13 protein-coding genes are annotated in these 16,781 nt (G+C 72.4%); 8 read left to right on the top strand and 5 right to left on the bottom strand.

Going from position 1 to position 16,781, the window contains the following annotated elements:
- Window positions 1-9: 9 nt before the first annotated feature.
- The 4 genes from OG982_RS24990 to OG982_RS24975 all read right to left on the bottom strand — a co-directional run bounded on the left by OG982_RS24990 (window position 10) and on the right by OG982_RS24975 (window position 4,900).
- Window positions 10-2,013 (bottom strand): prolyl oligopeptidase family serine peptidase, encoded by a 2,004-nt coding sequence (locus OG982_RS24990; protein ID WP_266782975.1) that lies wholly within the window; start codon window positions 2,011-2,013, stop codon window positions 10-12.
- On the bottom strand, window positions 2,013-3,368 hold the full coding sequence (locus OG982_RS24985; protein ID WP_266782976.1) for a M20/M25/M40 family metallo-hydrolase: 1,356 nt from the start codon (window positions 3,366-3,368) through the stop codon (window positions 2,013-2,015). The genes OG982_RS24990 and OG982_RS24985 overlap by 1 nt, the downstream gene beginning before the upstream one ends.
- Window positions 3,361-4,194 (bottom strand): M55 family metallopeptidase, encoded by an 834-nt coding sequence (locus OG982_RS24980; RefSeq protein WP_266782978.1) that lies wholly within the window; start codon window positions 4,192-4,194, stop codon window positions 3,361-3,363. The genes OG982_RS24985 and OG982_RS24980 overlap by 8 nt, the downstream gene beginning before the upstream one ends.
- Before the next feature lie 262 nt (window positions 4,195-4,456).
- Window positions 4,457-4,900 carry an SRPBCC family protein gene (locus OG982_RS24975; RefSeq protein ID WP_266782980.1) on the bottom strand — a complete coding sequence of 148 codons (444 nt, stop codon included), beginning with the start codon at window positions 4,898-4,900 and terminating at the stop codon, window positions 4,457-4,459.
- Window positions 4,901-5,063: 163 nt separating this feature from the next.
- On the opposite strand from OG982_RS24975, the gene OG982_RS24970 reads away from it, so the two are divergent.
- From OG982_RS24970 to OG982_RS24960, 3 genes are all read left to right on the top strand, one after another.
- A complete protein-coding gene (locus OG982_RS24970) occupies window positions 5,064-6,098 on the top strand; it encodes an Rv2578c family radical SAM protein (RefSeq protein ID WP_266782982.1) in 1,035 nt (344 codons plus the stop codon).
- Window positions 6,099-6,211: 113 nt separating this feature from the next.
- Window positions 6,212-7,798 carry an alpha/beta hydrolase gene (locus OG982_RS24965; protein WP_266782984.1) on the top strand — a complete coding sequence of 529 codons (1,587 nt, stop codon included), beginning with the start codon at window positions 6,212-6,214 and terminating at the stop codon, window positions 7,796-7,798.
- A 24-nt stretch (window positions 7,799-7,822) separates the two neighbouring features.
- Entirely contained in the window at window positions 7,823-8,245 is a 423-nt protein-coding gene (locus OG982_RS24960) for a RidA family protein (RefSeq protein WP_266782986.1), read from the top strand.
- A gap of 7 nt (window positions 8,246-8,252) precedes the next feature.
- Here the strand turns inward: OG982_RS24960 and OG982_RS24955 are convergent, their stop codons facing one another.
- Window positions 8,253-8,804 (bottom strand): adenylosuccinate lyase, encoded by a 552-nt coding sequence (locus OG982_RS24955; RefSeq protein ID WP_266782988.1) that lies wholly within the window; start codon window positions 8,802-8,804, stop codon window positions 8,253-8,255.
- 391 nt (window positions 8,805-9,195) lie between these two features.
- Between OG982_RS24955 and OG982_RS24950 the strand changes: the two genes are divergently transcribed.
- The 5 genes from OG982_RS24950 (at window position 9,196) to OG982_RS24930 (ending at window position 16,779) form a co-directional block, all read left to right on the top strand.
- Window positions 9,196-10,992, top strand: a complete 1,797-nt coding sequence (locus tag OG982_RS24950; protein WP_266782990.1) for a 3-hydroxyacyl-CoA dehydrogenase family protein — start codon at window positions 9,196-9,198, stop codon at window positions 10,990-10,992.
- A gap of 172 nt (window positions 10,993-11,164) precedes the next feature.
- Window positions 11,165-11,998 carry a TetR family transcriptional regulator gene (locus OG982_RS24945; protein WP_266782992.1) on the top strand — a complete coding sequence of 278 codons (834 nt, stop codon included), beginning with the start codon at window positions 11,165-11,167 and terminating at the stop codon, window positions 11,996-11,998.
- A gap of 389 nt (window positions 11,999-12,387) precedes the next feature.
- Window positions 12,388-13,725 carry a crotonyl-CoA carboxylase/reductase gene (gene ccrA / locus OG982_RS24940; RefSeq protein ID WP_266782993.1) on the top strand — a complete coding sequence of 446 codons (1,338 nt, stop codon included), beginning with the start codon at window positions 12,388-12,390 and terminating at the stop codon, window positions 13,723-13,725.
- Window positions 13,726-13,756: 31 nt separating this feature from the next.
- Entirely contained in the window at window positions 13,757-15,808 is a 2,052-nt protein-coding gene (locus OG982_RS24935) for a protein meaA (protein ID WP_266782995.1), read from the top strand.
- Entirely contained in the window at window positions 15,805-16,779 is a 975-nt protein-coding gene (locus tag OG982_RS24930; RefSeq protein ID WP_266782997.1) for a CoA ester lyase, read from the top strand. Before OG982_RS24935 ends, OG982_RS24930 begins: the two co-directional genes overlap by 4 nt.
- Window positions 16,780-16,781: the final 2 nt, after the last annotated feature.

Here is a 16,781-nt window from a genome sequence, read left to right as displayed (position 1 = left end):
GCTCACCGCTCACGGCTCCAGCGCGAGCCTCGGCACGTCCGTCCGCTCGATCCCGAACACCTGTGCATACAGCGACAGTTCCGCCTCCAGCGCCCGGATCATCGTGTCCGCGCGCCGGAAGCCGTGCCCCTCCCCCTCGAAGGTGAGGTACGCGTGCGGGACCGAGCGGCCGCGCAGCGCCGCCAGCAGCCGTTCCGCCTGGGCCGGCGGGCAGATCGGGTCGTCCAGCCCCTGGAGCAGGACGAACGGCGCGGTGATCCGGTCGGCACGGGCCACCGGGGAACGCTCGCGGCAGCGCACCGCCAGGGTCTGCGGCGGCCCGGCCAGGCTGTCGATGTAGCGGGACTCCAGGTCGTGGGTCTCCTGCGCGAAGCCCAGCAGGTCCAGCACCGGGTAGATGATCGTTCCGCAGGCGTACAGGTCGCTCGCGGCCAGCGAAGCCGCCGCCGTCCAGCCGCCCGCGCTGCCGCCGCGGATCGCGAGGCGGGCCGGGTCGGCCGTCCCCTCCGCAGCCAGCGCGCGGGCCACCGCCGCGCAGTCCTCCACGTCGACCACGCCCCACTGCTCGCGCAGCCGCTCGCGGTAGGCGCGCCCGTAGCCCGTCGAGCCGCCGTAGTTGACCTCGACCACGCCGATGCCTCGCGAGGTGAAGTAGGCGATGTGCAGGTCCAGTACGGGCGGCACGTGGTCGGTGGGGCCGCCGTGCGCCCACACCACGTACGGGGGCAGCTCGTCCGCCGGGGCCCGCAGCGCGGGATGGTGCGGCGGGTAGACGTGGGCGTGCACCTCCCGGCCGCCGGGGCCGAGGAAGGTCCGGCTCTGCGGCTCCGGGTAGTAGGCCGCGTCCACGGGGTCCGAGGCCGGGGCGCCGGCGACCCGGGCATGGCCGGTCGCGGTGTCCAGCTCCACCACCTCGTAGCCGCTGCGCGGGCTGGCCGCGACCCCGTACACCCGCGTCCCGCTGACGGCCAGGGCCGGCTGCCACGCCGTCCACGGCCCGGCGGCGTCCACCAGGTCGCCGCTCTCGGGGTCGAGGACGCCGAGCACCGAGGAGCCCTGGCCGTGCAGGACGGCGATCAGCCCGTCGGGCAGCGGCGCCAGCCAGCGCAGCCCCGGCTTCCACAGCGCGCCGCCGAACTCCTCCTCGCGGGGGCACAGGTTGACCGCCCCGCCCGTCGCCGGGTCGACCCGGTACGGGTTCCACCAGCCGCTGCGGTCGCTCACCGCGAGGAGGGTTCCGTCGGACGCCCACTCCACCTGGGCCACCGCCTCGTCGGGGCCGCCGAGTACGGTCCGGGCCGGGCCGAGCACCCCGTCCGCGGTGACCTCGGCGAGCAGCAACTCGGTGCCCTCCCAGGGCATACGGGGGTGGTCCCACACCAGCCGGGCCGCGTGCCGACCGTCCGGGGAGAGCCGGGGCCCGGTGCTGAACCGGTGCCGGTCGTCCGTCAACTCCCGTACGAGGGAGCGTGCTTCGGCCGCCGACCCGTCCAGCGGTACGGCGGCCAGGACGCGGCGCACGTCGGTCGGCGCGGCCCCGGTGAACTCCTCCAGCACGCACCAGACCTCGCCGCCGCGCAGCACCGGGTCGGCCCAGCGCAGCCCGCCGCCGACGGAGGAGAGCGGGGTCAGGGGCCGCGGACCGGGGTGTGCGGGCGCGTCGGGCTCGTACGCGTACAGCCGCTGGTCGGCGAAGTGTACGAAGACCAGCAGCGGGCCCCCTTCGGCCCGCTCGGCCCCGGCCCAGGGCCGGCCGCCGTACTCGGTGACCCGGCTGCGCACGTTCCACGGCGCGGGCAGCACCGAGACCTCGGGGCCACCGTCGGCCGGCCGGCGGACCAGGGTGCGGCGCCCGGCCTCGGCCGGGCGGGGCTCGGTCCACCACAGCTCGGCGCCGACCGTGCCGAGGTACTCGGGGCGCCCGTCGAGCGAGGCCGCGAGCGCGGCGTCGATGGGCGAGGGCCAGCTCCCGTAGGGCCGCGTACCCGCCCCGGCGCCCGCCGGCCGGGCCATCACAGGGTCCGCAGCGCGTGGTCGAGGACGCGGACGCCGAAGTGCAGGGCGTCGACCGGGACGCGCTCGTCCACCCCGTGGAAGAGGGACCAGTAGTCGTACCCGGGCGGCAGCCTGAGCGGCGAGAAGCCGTAGCCGGTGATCCCGAGCCGGGAGAACTGCTTGGCGTCGGTGCCGCCCGCCATGCAGAACGGCACCACCCGCGCCCCGGGGTCGAAGCGCTCGACCGACTCGCGCAGGATCCCGTACGTCCGCCCGTCCACCGGGGCTTCGAGGGCCACTTCCCGGTGGTGGAACTCCCAGCGCACGTCGGGGCCGGTGAGCTCGTCGAGGGTCGCGATGAACTCGGCCTCGCCGCCGGGCAGTGTCCTTCCGTCCACGTATGCGGTGGCGGTCCCGGGCACGACGTTGAGTTTGTAACCGGCGCTGAGCATCGTGGGGTTGGCGCTGTTGCGCAGCGTCGCCTCGACCAGGAGTCCGGCGGGGCCGAGCTTGCCGAGGACCTCGTCGAGGTCGAAGTTCCGCGCGGCCGGGTTGACCGACAGGCCCTGGACGGCGGCGAGTTCGGTGATGCAGGCGGCGACGGTGCCGGTGAGCCGCGCCGGCCACTCGTACGCGCCGATCCGGGCCACGGCGGCGGCGAGCCGGCTGACCGCGTTGGCCCGGTTGGGCTTGGAGCCGTGTCCGGCCGTGCCGTGCGCGGTCAACTTCAGCCAGGCCGTCCCGCGTTCACCGGCCGCGATGGGGTAGACCGGCCGGCCGGGCGCGAGGTGCAGGGTGAAGGCGCCGGATTCGCCGAGGCCCTCCGTACAGCCCTCGAAGAGGCCGGGGTGCTCGTCGGCGAGGAATCCCGATCCGTCGAGGGCGCTGTCCTCCTCGTCGGCGGTGTAGGCGATCACGATGTCCCGGCGCGGCTTCACGCCCGCCCGCGCCCAGGCCCGTACGACGGCCAGCACCATCGCGTCCATGTTCTTCATGTCCACGGCGCCGCGGCCCCAGACCACCCCGTCGCGGACCTCCCCGGAGAAGGGGTCCACGCTCCATTCGGCGGCGTCGGCGGGCACCACGTCGAGGTGGCCGTGGACGAGGAGGGCGTCGGCGGAGGGGTCGGCGCCCTCGATCCGGGCCACCACGTTGGTGCGGCCCGGCGTGCGCTCCACGAGGACGGGCTCCAGCCCGGTGGCGGCGAGCCGCTCGGCGACGTACTCGGCGGCGGGCCGCTCCCGGCAGTCGCCGCCGCCCCGGTTGGCCGTGTCGATCCGGATCAGCCCGGAGGTGAACTCGACCACCTCGTCGAACGCCGCCGCGTCGAGTGCGGCGCCGGCGGAGCCATCCGTTGGGTGCATGTCATCCATACTGCTCCTCCACGGCGCTCGAGACGACCGTCGTGACCGCCTTGAAGGCCCGGATCCCCTCGTACATCGTCTCGCTGGTGTACGCGACCCGGCGCTCCCCGGACCGTTCGACGCCGGGGACCACTGCCGCGGCCAGTGTCAGGTGCTCGGCGTCGAACTCGACCTCGACGACGAACGGGCCGCCCCGCACCGGGTCGTGACGGACCGCCAGCGCGGTGGACTGCTTGGCGGCGGCCCGGATGTCGGCGGCGGTGCGGGCGGGGGTGCGGCAGACGGCCGCGTAGCGCGAGACGTGGTCCTTGACGGCGACGGCGACCGCGTCGGGGGCGTAACCGGCGGCGTCGACGCAGGTCAGATCGTCGCCGGTGACCAGGATGACCGGGACCCCGTACTCGGCGACGACGTGGGCGTTGAGCAGGCCCTCGCTCGCCCGGACCCCGTTGAGCCACACCCCGGTGATGGAGTTGGCGAGGTAGGTGTGCGCGAAGACGCCCTCGGTCCCGGCGCCGGTGTGGTAGCCGACGAAGGCGACGCCGTCGACGTCGCCGTGCTGGACGCCCTCGACCATGCTGAGGGTCTTGTGGCGGCCGGTGATCAGCTCGGCCCGCGCGTCCAGCTTCTCCAGCAGCAGATTGCGCATGGTCCAGTGCGCTTCGTTGATGAGGACCTCGTCGGCGCCGCCGTCGAAGAAGCCGAGGACCGCGGCGTTGACGTCGGAGGTGAACAGGGACCGGCAGCGCTCCCACTGGGAGGCCCCGGGGATCACGTCCTCGGGCCAGGTGACGCCCGTGGCGCCTTCCATGTCGGCGGAGATGAGGATCTTCATCGGGCCCCCAGGCGGTCGGCTGCGCGCGGGGCGGACGACACGGACGGGTGCCGTCCACGCAGGGCCCCACCCTAGCCCGCCGGCCCCTTCGGGGGCCCTTTGGCCACGCCCGGGACCGGCGGCCCGGATCGGGGCGCGGCTCGGGGGCCCGGCTCGGACGAAGCTCGGGCGCGGCTCGGGCCCGGCCCGGGCGCGGCTCAGCGTGGGGAAATCCACCCGATCCGGTGAGCCGCCCCGGCCCCGGTACCCGTAACGGGCTTGGTCAGCCCTCGACTTCGGTGGCCAGGTTGGCCAGCACGGTGTCGTAGATGCGGCCGAGGCCCTTGGGGGCGAAGGTGCGCTCGAAGAAGCCGCCGATGCCGCCGGCGCCGTTCCACACGGTGGTGACCACGGCCTTGGACTTGCCCTCGCCGGCCGGGGTGACGACCCAGGTGGTGACCATCGAGGAGTTGCGGTCCTTCTCCACCAGCTGACCGTCGGTGGGCTCGGTGACCTCCAGCAGGCAGTCGCGGACGCGCTTGCTGGTGGCCTGGAGCTTCCAGTGGACCAGGGTGCCCTCGCCGTCGCCGCCCTCGCGCACCTCGTACTCGCTGAAGTGCTCGGGAAGCAGCTTCCCCCGGGTCCCGGTGTAGTCCGCGAGCGCGTCGAACACCGTCTCCGCGTCGGCCGCGATGATCCGCTCCGTGGTGGCCTCGACCTGCGCCATGGCTGTTCCTCCAGCAGTTGTTCTCGCTCGTCGGCCGCAAGCCAACCACCTCCGGGGCGGGCGCCCAAATCCGGGCCCCGCATGACAGCGGCCCGGCGGCACTCCCGCACGATCATGGGAACGTTTGTTCTATTCTCGGTCCGGGCTACCGAGGGAGGCGCTCATGCGCTGGGACAATCTGACCGACGGGACCGAGGAGAGGACGGGGGCGCTCTTCGGGGTCGGGTCCGTCGTCACCCGCACCTTCGACACCCCCGAGTTCCGCGGCATCACCTTCCACGAGGTCCGGGCGCGCTCCGTGCTCAACCGGGTGCCCGGCGCCTCCCGGATGCCGTTCGAATGGACGGTCAACCCGTACCGGGGGTGCAGCCACGCCTGCGTGTACTGCTTCGCTCGCAAGACGCACAGCTACCTCGACCTCGACACCGGCGTCGGCTTCGACTCCCAGATCGTCGTCAAGACCAACGCGCCCGAGCTGCTGCGCAAGGAGCTCGCCGGGCCCCGCTGGAGCGGCGCGCACATCGCCATGGGCACCAACGTCGACTGCTACCAGCGCGCCGAGGGCCGCTACCGGCTGATGCCCGGGATCATCGAGGCGCTGCGCGACCGCGCCAACCCGTTCTCCATCCTCACCAAGGGCACGCTGATCCTGCGCGACCTCCCCCTGCTGCGGCAGGCCGCCGAGGTCACCGACATCGGGGTTTGCGTCTCCGTCGGCTTCACGGACACCGCACTGTGGCGGACCGTGGAGCCCGGTACGCCGTCCCCCGCGAGCCGGCTGCACGCCGTGCGGACCCTCACCGACGCCGGGATCGAGTGCGGGGTGCTGATGGCCCCCGTCATCCCCTTCCTCGGGGACGCGCCGGAGCAGCTGCGGGCCACCGTCCGGGCCGTCGCCGAGGCCGGGGCGACCTCCGTGACACCCCTGGTACTCCATCTGCGGCCCGGGGCGCGCGAGTGGTTCCTGGCCTGGCTGGGCACCCACCACCCGCACCTGGTCGAACGGTACGAGCGGATGTACGAGGGCGGCTCGTACGCGCCCACCTGGTACCAGCGCCGGATCACCCGCCAAGTCCACGAACTGGCGGCCGAATTCGGCATCGGGCCGGCCCGGCGCGGCGCCGCCCGCCGCGCCGTCGTCCCGGAGCGGCCGGCCGATGCGGCGCCCGCCGGGCCGACGCAGCTCACGCTCCTGTGAGCGCGGGCGGCGGGCGACGGGTCATCACATCGGGCCAATAGGGGGCGCAATCCCGCCTTCGCGGCGCTGGTTCCGGGACGATTCCGCCCAGAACCCTCGGCTGGGAGGCCCTCATGCTCCGCCCCACGAACCGCCCCGTCACGAAGCGCGCCGCCGTCCTCGTGTCGGTCTCCGTCGCCACCGTCGCCGCGACCCTCGCGAGCCCCGCCGCCGTCACGGCCGCCGCCGCCCCACCGGGCGCGAAGGCCGCCGCGGTCCGCTGGACGGGCTGCGCGACCCCCCGCTACCCCACCCTCCAGTGCGCCTCCCTCAAGGTGCCGCTCGACCACGACCGGCCGGCCGGGCGGCAGATCTCCCTCGCCCTGACCCGCGTCCCGCACACGGCCGCCACCTCCCAGGGCCCGCTGCTGGTCAACCCCGGCGGCCCCGGCGGCAGCGGCCGCGGCCTGGCCGGGTACGTCGCCGCGACGCTGGCGAAGGACGTCGCCGCCCAGTACGACGTGATCGGCTTCGACCCCCGGGGCGTCGGCAAGAGCGAGCCCGCCCTGGACTGCGGCGCGGCGCACTTCACCCCCGTGCGGCCGGATTCCGTCCCGCGTGACGTGGAGACCGAGCAGGCCAACCTGGAGCGGGTCAAGTCCTTCGCCGACTCCTGCCAGGCCAAGCACGCGGACGTGCTCCCGTACATCGGCACGCTCTCCGCCGCCCGCGACCTGGAGGTGCTGCGCACCGCGCTGGGCGCGCCGAGGATCAGCTACTTCGGCTACTCGTACGGGACCTACCTGGGCGCGGTGTACGCCAAGCTCCACCCGTCCCGGGTGCACCGGCTGGTCCTGGACTCCGTGGTCGACCCGGGCGGCGTCTGGTACGAGGACAACCTGGCGCAGGACCAGGCCTTCGACGCCCGCCACAAGGCGTTCTTGGCCTGGGTCGCCCAGTACGACGAGAAGTACCGCCTCGGCACCGACCCGGCGGAGGTGGAGAACCGCTGGTACGCGATGCGCGAGGCGCTGCGCGAGACCCCGGCCGGGGCCAAGGTGGGCCCGGCCGAGCTGGAGGACACCTACATGCCGGGCGGCTACTACAACGGCTACTGGCCCAACCTCGCCGAGGCCTTCTCGGCGTACGTGGTGGACCGCGACCCGAAGCCGCTGGTGGCGGCGTACGAGCGGTTCGGCGCGGTGGAGCCCTCCGCGGGCAACAGCTACAGCGTGTACACGGCGGTGCAGTGCCGGGACTCGGCCTGGCCGAAGGACTGGAACACCTGGCGCGCGGACATGTGGGCCACGCACGCCAAGGCGCCGTTCATGACCTGGAACAACGCCTGGTACAACGCCCCCTGCGCGTTCTGGCCGACGGAGCCGCTGGCGACACCGGACGTGACCAACGCGGCGCTGCCGCCCGCCCTGCTGCTCCAGGCCACCGAGGACGCGGCGACGCCGTTCGGCGGCGCGCTGAGCATGAAGGAGAAGCTGAAGGGCTCCGCTCTGGTGGTCGAGGAGGGCGGCGGCAACCACGGGATCTCGCTGGCGGGCAACAAGTGCCTGGACGAGAAGGTGTCGGCGTACCTGCAAACGGGCCGGGCGGCGGACGCGACCTGCGCCGCCCAGCCGGCCCCGAAGCCGGCCGCGCTGACCCGCTCGGTCCCGCCGTCGGCGGGCGGCGCGGCGCTGCACGGCCTGCTGGGGTTCCGCGGCTGACGGACACCGGGCAAGATCATCCCCATGACCACGTCCGGCACCAGCCACCTCACCCGTGTCCCCGCGCCCGAGGGCGTCGCCCCCAGTCCCCAGTACAGCCACGTCGTCTGGGGCACCGGGACGTTCGTCGCCGTCTCGGGGCAGTGCTCCCTCGACGAGCGGGGTGAGGTGGTCGGCGCCGGCGACGCCGCCGCGCAGGCCCGGCAGGTGTTCGAGAACCTCCGCCGCTGCCTGGCGGCGGCGGGGGCGGGCTTCGACGACGTGGTCAAGCTGACCTATTTTGTGACGGACATGGCGTACCTCCCGGCGGTCCGCGACGCCCGCGACGCCGCCCTCCCCGCCGGCCGCCTCCCGGCCTCCTCGGCGGTCCAGGTCTCGGCCCTGTTCCGCCCCGAACTCCTGGTGGAGATCGAGGCCTTCGCGATCGTCGCGCCGCAGCGGGCCTGAGGCCGGGTCAGGCCAGCCCGCGCAGGGCCTCGGTGGCCGCCACCGCCAGCCGGGGGTGGGACTGGGCTCGGACGAGGACCTCGCGGGCGCGCGGGTCGGCCAGCGTCCCGAGGCCCTCGACGCAGGCGAGGGCGACCCGCCAGTACGGGTCGTTCGGCGCGAGCAGCCGCGACAGCGTGGCGATCAGCGCCGGAGCCGACTCCGGGGCCCGGAGTGCGGCGAGCAGCCGGACCGGGTGCAGTGCGTAGGCGGTGCGCAGGCCGTTCGTCGCGAGGGCGGCCGCCGCGCGGGCGGTACGGGGGTCGTCGAGCACGGCCAGCGCCGCGGCGGCGGCCGCGCAGCGCGGCGGGTCCCGGTGGTTCAGCAGCAGCACCAGCGGCTCGAAGGCGCGCCGGTCCCCGGCCAGCCCCAGCCGGTACGCGGCCAGTTCGCGGGCCCACAGCGGCCGCCCGGCCGAGGTCAGGGAGGCGGCCAGGGCGTCGGGGTCCGCCGCGAGCAGTTCCCCGTACTCCGCCGAGTCCGCGGATTCGGTGCGCAGGCGCTCCAGCACGTCGTTCACCCGGCCACCCTAGGGCGGCGCGGCGGCCGCCACGCCGGGTTCGCGCAGAGGACCCGGCAACACCCGATGATCGATGATCGATGATCGGTACATTTGGGCGGTACAGGTCACATCTCCGCACACTGGCGCAGCAGTTACCGACGGGTTACTCTCGCATCAACGTACGGGGCAGGCCTGGTGACGCAGCGCCCCGCACCAGTCGGTTCGGTACCAGGCACCCTCAGGTACCGCGTGTATGTCTTCGGCGTGACCCCCGGGACAGGGTCCGCCGTTCTCTCCGCCCCTCCCTTTGCCCCCCTTTCCTGGGCATCTTGTGCGGATCTTCGGGCCGCGAGCTTGTGCAGCCGCGTGCCTTCACCCAGTCGTCACCCTCATTCACTGGAGTCCCGCGATGGACCGTCCGTCCAGTCAGTCCACCCTCCAGACCATCGCCGTCGTCGGCCTCGGCACGATGGGCACCGGCATCGCCGAGGTCCTCGCCCGGGCCGGCCGCGAGGTCATCGGCATCGACATCAGCGACACCGCCACGCGCCGGGCCACCGCCGCCCTCGCGGCCGCCACCGCCCGCTCCGTCACCCGGGAGCGGCTCACGGAGGAGGAGCGGGAGGGCGTGCTCGCCCGCTTCCGCACCTTCACCGAGCTGAGCGCCGCCGCCGACGCCGACCTGGTCATCGAGGTCGTCCCGGAGAACTACGAGCTCAAGCAGCGGCTGTTTCGCGAACTCGACGCGATCGTCCGGCCCGACACCATCCTGGCCACCGGCACCAACGCCCTGTCGGTGACCCGCATGGCCGCCGAGTCGCAGCGCCCCGAGCGGGTGCTGGGCCTGCACTTCTTCAACCCGGCCCCGGCGATGAAGCTGGTCGAGGTGGTCTCCAGCGTCCTGACCGCGCCGCCCGCCGTCGAGGCGGTCACCGCGCTGGCCCGCGAGCTCGGCAAGGAGCCCGTCGCGGTCGGCGACCGCCCCGGTTTCGTCGCCGACGGCCTGCTCTTCGGCTACCTCAACCAGGCCGCCGCCATGTACGAGTCGAAGTACGCCTCCCGCGAGGACATCGACGCGGCGATGCGGCTCGGCTGCGGCCTGCCGATGGGCCCGCTCGCGCTGCTCGACCTGATCGGCGTGGACACGGCCCGGACCGTCCTGGAGGCCATGTACGCCTCCTCCGGCGACCGGCTGCACGCCCCGGCCCCGATCCTCGGCCACCTCGCCGAGGCCGGCCTGACCGGGCAGAAGTCCGGGCGCGGTTTCTACACGTACGAGGCCCCGGGCAGCACGGTGATCGTCCGGGATCTCCAGACCCCGCTGGACGGGTCCCTGCTGGGCGCGAGCCGCCCGGTCTCCTCGGTCGGCGTCGCCGGCTCCGGCACGATGGCGAGCGGTATCGCCCAGGTCTTCGCGCAGGCCGGTTACCCGGTCGTGCTGGCTGCCCGCAGCCAGGAGAAGGCCGATGCCGCGAAGGCCGCGATCGGCAAGTCCTTGGGCCGTGCGGTGTCCAAGGGCAGGCTGACCGAGGAGGCCGCGGCACGGACGCTGGCCCTGATCACCCCGGCGGGCTCGCTCGACGCGTTCGCCGACGTGGACCTGGCCGTCGAGGCCGTCGCCGAGGACCTGGCGGTCAAGCAGGAGCTGTTCGCGGGCCTGGACAAGGTCTGCAAGCCGGGCGCGGTGCTGGCCACGACCACGTCCTCGCTGCCGGTGATCGCCGTCGCCCGCGCGACGTCGCGGCCGCACGACGTGATCGGCATGCACTTCTTCAACCCGGCGCCGGCCATGAAGCTGGTCGAGGTGGTCCGTACGGTCCTGACGGCCGACGACGTGCACGCCACGGTCCGCGAGGTCTGCGCGAAGGTGCGCAAGCACCCGGTGGACTGCGGGGACCGGGCGGGCTTCATCGTGAACGCGCTGCTGTTCCCGTACCTGAACAACGCGATCAAGATGGTCGAGCAGCACTACGCGGGCATCGACGAGATCGACGCCGCGATGAAGCTGGGCGGCGGCTACCCGATGGGGCCCTTCGAGCTCCTCGACGTGGTCGGCCTTGACGTGTCGCTGGCCATCGAGAAGGTCCTGCACCAGGAGTTCCGCGACCCGGGCCTGGCCCCGTCGCCGCTGCTGGAGCACCTGGTGGCGGCGGGCTGCCTGGGCCGGAAGACCGGCCGCGGATTCCGTGAGTACGCCCGCCGGTAAGCCGCGCCCTGCCCCCGGGGCAACCGAGCCGGATGCGTGGGGAGGGCTGCTCGGGTCCGCCGGACCCTCACGGCGGACCGTACCCGAGCCCAGTGCGGGCTCTCCCCCGCATCCACCCCTGTCCCACCCCCCTCAGGCGCGCTCCCCTGCGCAAATGAAGTACTTTCGCTCTATGTCCCAGCCCGCCAAGACCTCGCCCCGCGCCACCACGGCCTCCGACGCCCCGGAGAGCGCGGCCGGCACCAAGGCGGCCGCACAGCGGCTCAAGATGCGCCGCGAGCTCGCCGCGGCCGCGATGGAGCTGTTCGCGACCAAGGGGTACGAGGCGACGACGGTCGACGAGATCGCCGCGACCGCCGGGGTCGCGCGCCGGACCTTCTTCCGCCACTTCCGCTCCAAGGAAGAGGCGATCTTCCCCGATCACGACGACACCCTGACCCGCGCCGAGGCCGTGCTGGACGTGGCCCCGGCGCACGAGCACCCGCTCGACACGGTGTGCCGCGGGATCAAGGAAGTCATGAAGATGTACGCCGCCTCGCCGGCGGTGTCGGTGGAGCGCTACCGCCTCACCCGCGAGGTGCCGGCGCTGCGGGAGCGGGAGATCGCCTCGGTCGCCCGCTACGAGCGGCTCTTCACCCGCTACCTGCTGGCCCACTTCGACGAGCACGACCACCACGACGGCAACGACGACCCGCTGCTGGCCGAGGTGGCCGCCTCCGCGGTCGTCACGGCCCACAACCACGTGCTGCGGCGCTGGCTGCGGGCCGGCGGCCGGGGGGACGTGGAGGCGGAGCTGGACCACGCCTTCTCGATCGTACGGAAGACCTTCGGCTCGGGGATCGGCGCGGGCCGCACCCTGAACACGGCCGCGCAGGCCCAGGAGGAGCGGCCGGAGGCGGCCCAGGTCCGTACGCAGGGCGAGGTGCTGGTGGCGGTGGCCCGTACCGACGCACCGCTCGACGAGGTCATGCGGACCATCGAGGAAGCACTGAGGAACAAGCAGTAGTCACACACATCACAGCGGCCGCCCCCGTACCGGGGGCGGCCGCTTTTGTTTGTCCGACTTGCCCCTACTCATCGGTAACTCTGATCGATCATCGCTCATCTGCGCAGGTCAATAGGCAAATGAGAGAAAGTTTTGGCACGCGGTGCCTTGCCGGGTGACACGGGGTGCCATACGTTGAATCTCGTCCGGACGTCCCCGCGACCCCCGCCCACCCGGCGGTGGGACGCGCCCCGGATGCCTGCGTCACCAGGCCCCGGCACCGCCCCACCACAGGCGTGGCCCGCTCCACAGCTCCGCCGAACCGACGGCACCGCGCAGCACCACACCAATCGAACCGAACGCACCCGCGTATCCCTCAGCGCACCCTCAGCGCTCGCCGGAGGCACACCGTGAAGGACATCCTGGACGCGATCCAGTCGCAGGCCGCTACGGCCGCCGACTTCGCGGCCCTGCCGCTCCCCGACTCGTACCGCGCGATCACCGTGCACAAGGACGAGACGGAGATGTTCGCCGGGCTCACCACCCGTGAGAAGGACCCGCGCAAGTCCCTGCACCTCGACCAGGTCCCGGTCCCCGAACTCGGCCCGGGCGAGGCCCTGGTGGCCGTCATGGCCTCCTCGGTCAACTACAACTCCGTGTGGACCTCGATCTTCGAGCCGGTCTCCACGTTCAGCTTCCTGGAGCGCTACGGGCGCCTGTCGGAGCTCACCAAGCGCCACGACCTCCCATACCACATCATCGGCTCCGACCTCGCGGGCGTCGTGCTGCGCACCGGCCCCGGCGTGAACTCCTGGAAGCCCGGCGACGAGGTCGTCGCCCACTGCCTCTCGGTCGAGCTGGAGTCCTCGGACGGCCACAACGACACGATGCTCGACCCCGAGCAGCGCATCTGGGGCTTCGAGACCAACTTCGGCGGCCTGGCGGAGATCGCCCTGGTCAAGTCCAACCAGCTGATGCCGAAGCCCGGCCACCTGAGCTGGGAGGAGGCCGCCTCCCCCGGCCTGGTCAACTCCACCGCGTACCGCCAGCTGGTCTCCCGCAACGGCGCCGGCATGAAGCAGGGCGACAACGTCCTGATCTGGGGCGCGAGCGGAGGCCTCGGCTCGTACGCCACGCAGTTCGCGCTGGCCGGCGGCGCCAACCCGATCTGTGTCGTCTCCAGCCCCGAGAAGGCGGACATCTGCCGGGCCATGGGCGCGACCGCGGTCATCGACCGCAACGCCGAGGGCTACAAGTTCTGGAAGGACGAGCACACCCAGGACCCCAAGGAGTGGAAGCGCTTCGGCAAGCGCATCCGCGAGCTGACCGGCGGCGAGGACATCGACATCGTCTTCGAGCACCCCGGCCGCGAGACCTTCGGCGCGAGCGTCTACGTCACCCGCAAGGGCGGCACGATCACCACCTGTGCCTCGACCTCCGGCTACATGCACGAGTACGACAACCGCTACCTGTGGATGTCGCTCAAGCGGATCATCGGCTCCCACTTCGCGAACTACCGCGAGGCGTGGGAGGCCAACCGCCTGATCTCCAAGGGCAAGATCCACCCCACCCTCTCGAAGGTCTACTCCCTGGAGGAGACCGGCCAGGCCGCGTACGACGTCCACCGCAACCTCCACCAGGGCAAGGTCGGCGTCCTCGCGCTGGCGCCCGAGGAGGGCCTGGGCGTGCGCGACCACGAGATGCGCGCGACGCACCTCGACGCGATCAACCGCTTCCGGAACATCTGAGTCGGCTCAAAGGCCATAAGGATCGCCTGAGATGACAGAGCGCCAGAAAGACCGTCCGTGGCTCATGCGGACGTACGCCGGCCACTCCACGGCCGAGGCGTCCAACGAGCTGTACCGCCGCAACCTCGCCAAGGGCCAGACCGGCCTGTCGGTCGCGTTCGACCTGCCGACGCAGACCGGCTACGACCCCGACCACATCCTCGCCCGCGGCGAGGTCGGCCGGGTCGGGGTCCCGGTCTCCCATCTGGGCGACATGCGGCGGCTGTTCCAGGACATCCCCCTGGAGCAGATGAACACCTCGATGACGATCAACGCCACCGCCATGTGGCTGCTGGCGCTCTACCAGGTGGCCGCCGAGGAGCAGGGCGCGGACATCGCCCAGCTCCAGGGCACCACGCAGAACGACATCGTCAAGGAGTACCTCTCGCGCGGGACGCACGTCTTCCCGCCCGGGCCCTCGCTCCGCCTGACGACGGACATGATCGCGTACACGGTCAACCACATCCCGAAGTGGAACCCGATCAACATCTGCTCGTACCACCTCCAGGAGGCCGGGGCCACCCCGGTCCAGGAGATCTCGTACGCGATGTCGACCGCGATCGCCGTGCTCGACTCCGTGCGCGACTCGGGCCAGGTGCCCGAGGAGCGGTTCGGCGAAGTGGTCGCCCGCATCTCGTTCTTCGTGAACGCGGGCGTCCGCTTCATCGAGGAGATGTGCAAGATGCGCGCCTTCGGCCGCATCTGGGACAAGGTCACCCGCGAGCGCTACGGCATCGAGAACGACAAGCAGCGCCGCTTCCGGTACGGCGTCCAGGTCAACTCCCTGGGCCTGACCGAGGCGCAGCCGGAGAACAACGTCCAGCGCATCGTCCTGGAGATGCTGGCGGTCACCCTCTCCAAGGACGCCCGCGCCCGCGCCGTGCAGCTGCCGGCCTGGAACGAGGCGCTGGGCCTGCCCCGGCCCTGGGACCAGCAGTGGTCGCTGCGCATCCAGCAGGTCCTGGCGCACGAGAGCGACCTGCTGGAGTACGAGGACATCTTCGCCGGATCCCACGTCATCGAGGCCAAAGTCGACTCCCTGGTCGCCGACTGCCTGGCCGAGATCGACCGGATCCAGGAGATGGGCGGCGCGATGGCCGCCGTCGAGTCCGGGTACCTGAAGTCCCAGCTGGTCTCCTCGCACGCCGAGCGGCGCGCCCGGATCGAGGCCGGCGAAGACAAGATCGTCGGCGTCAACTGCTTCCAGCAGACCGAGGAGAACCCCCTCACCGCCGACCTGGACGGCGCCATCATGACGGTCGACCCGGCCGTCGAGGCGCTGACCGTGGAGCGCATCGTCCGCTGGCGCGCCGAGCGGCAGGAGTCCTCGGAGCGGCAGGGGGGCGGCGACCCGTTCGTCTTCCCGACGGTCATGCAGGCCCTGGACCGGCTGAAGGAGGCCGCTGCCGGGACCGAGAACCTGATGGAGGCCACCCTGGAGTGCGCCCGGGCCGGTGTCACCACCGGCGAGTGGGCGAGCGCCCTGCGCGAGGTGTTCGGCGAGTTCCGCGCCCCGACCGGCGTCTCCTCGGCCCCGGTGGCCGTCACCGCGGAGGAGGGCACGCCGATGGCCCTGGTCCGCGCGAAGGTCTCCCGTACCGCGCAGGACCTGGGCTCCGGCCGGCTGCGGCTGCTGGTCGGCAAGCCGGGCCTGGACGGGCACTCCAACGGCGCCGAGCAGATCGCCGTCCGGGCCCGGGACGCCGGATTCGAGGTGGTCTACCAGGGCATCCGGCTGACGCCCGAGGAGATCTCCTCGGCGGCGCTGGCCGAGGACGTCCACTGCGTGGGACTGTCCATCCTGTCCGGATCGCACAGCGCGCTCGTTCCGGACGTGCTGGAACGCCTCCGCGCGGCGGGGGCGGGTGACATACCCGTCGTCCTGGGCGGCATCATTCCGAACGCCGACGCCATCGCCCTCAAGGCGGCCGGAGTCGCCGCCGTCTTCACACCCAAGGACTTCGGTATCACGGAGATCATCGGCCGTATCGTCGACGAGATCCGGAAAGCGAACAAGCTCGACCCTCTGGAGGTCCCCGCATGACCACGCCCACGTCTCCCGTGAACCGGCTGCGGCCGCGCCGCTCCTGCCTCGCGGTTCCGGGCTCGAACCCGCGGTTCCTGGAGAAGGCCCAGGGTCTGCCGGCCGACCAGGTCTTCCTCGACCTGGAGGACGCCTGCGCCCCGCTCGCCAAGGAAGGCGCCCGCCACACGATCGTGGACGCGCTGAACAACGGCGACTGGACCGGCAAGACCCGGGTCGTGCGCGTCAACGACTGGACCACCCACTGGACGTACCGCGACGTCATCACGGTCGTCGAGGGCGCCGGCCAGAACCTCGACTGCATCATGCTGCCGAAGGTCCAGGACGCCCAGCAGGTCGTGGCGCTGGACCTGCTGCTGACGCAGATCGAGAAGACCATGGGCTTCGAGGTCGGCAAGATCGGCATCGAGGCGCAGATCGAGAACGCCAAGGGCCTGGTCAACGTCGACGAGATCGCGGCCGCCTCGCCGCGACTGGAGACCATCATCTTCGGCCCGGCCGACTTCATGGCCTCCATCAACATGAAGTCCCTGGTCGTGGGCATGCAGCCGCCCGGCTACCCGGCGGACGCCTACCACTACATCCTGATGCGGATCCTGATGGCGGCCCGCACGCACAACCTCCAGGCGATCGACGGCCCCTTCCTCCAGATCCGCGACGTGGACGCGTACCGCGAGGTGGCGGGCCGGGCGGCGGCGCTGGGCTTCGACGGCAAGTGGGTGCTGCACCCGGGCCAGGTCGACGCGGCCAACGAGGTCTTCTCCCCCTCGCAGGAGGACTACGACCACTCCGAGCTGATCCTCGACGCGTACGACTGGTGCACCTCCGAGGCCGGCGGCAAGAAGGGCTCGGCGATGCTCGGCGACGAGATGATCGACGAGGCCAGCCGCAAGATGGCCCTGGTCATCGCGGGCAAGGGCCGCGCGGCCGGGATGCAGCGCACCACCAAGTTCGAGATCCCGGAGGCCTGATC

This window comes from Streptomyces sp. NBC_01551 (assembly GCF_026339935.1).
Taxonomy (GTDB): Bacteria; Actinomycetota; Actinomycetes; order Streptomycetales; family Streptomycetaceae; genus Streptomyces.
Note: the sequence above shows the minus strand (reverse complement) of the source record. Positions and strands in the feature narration are given on the sequence as shown.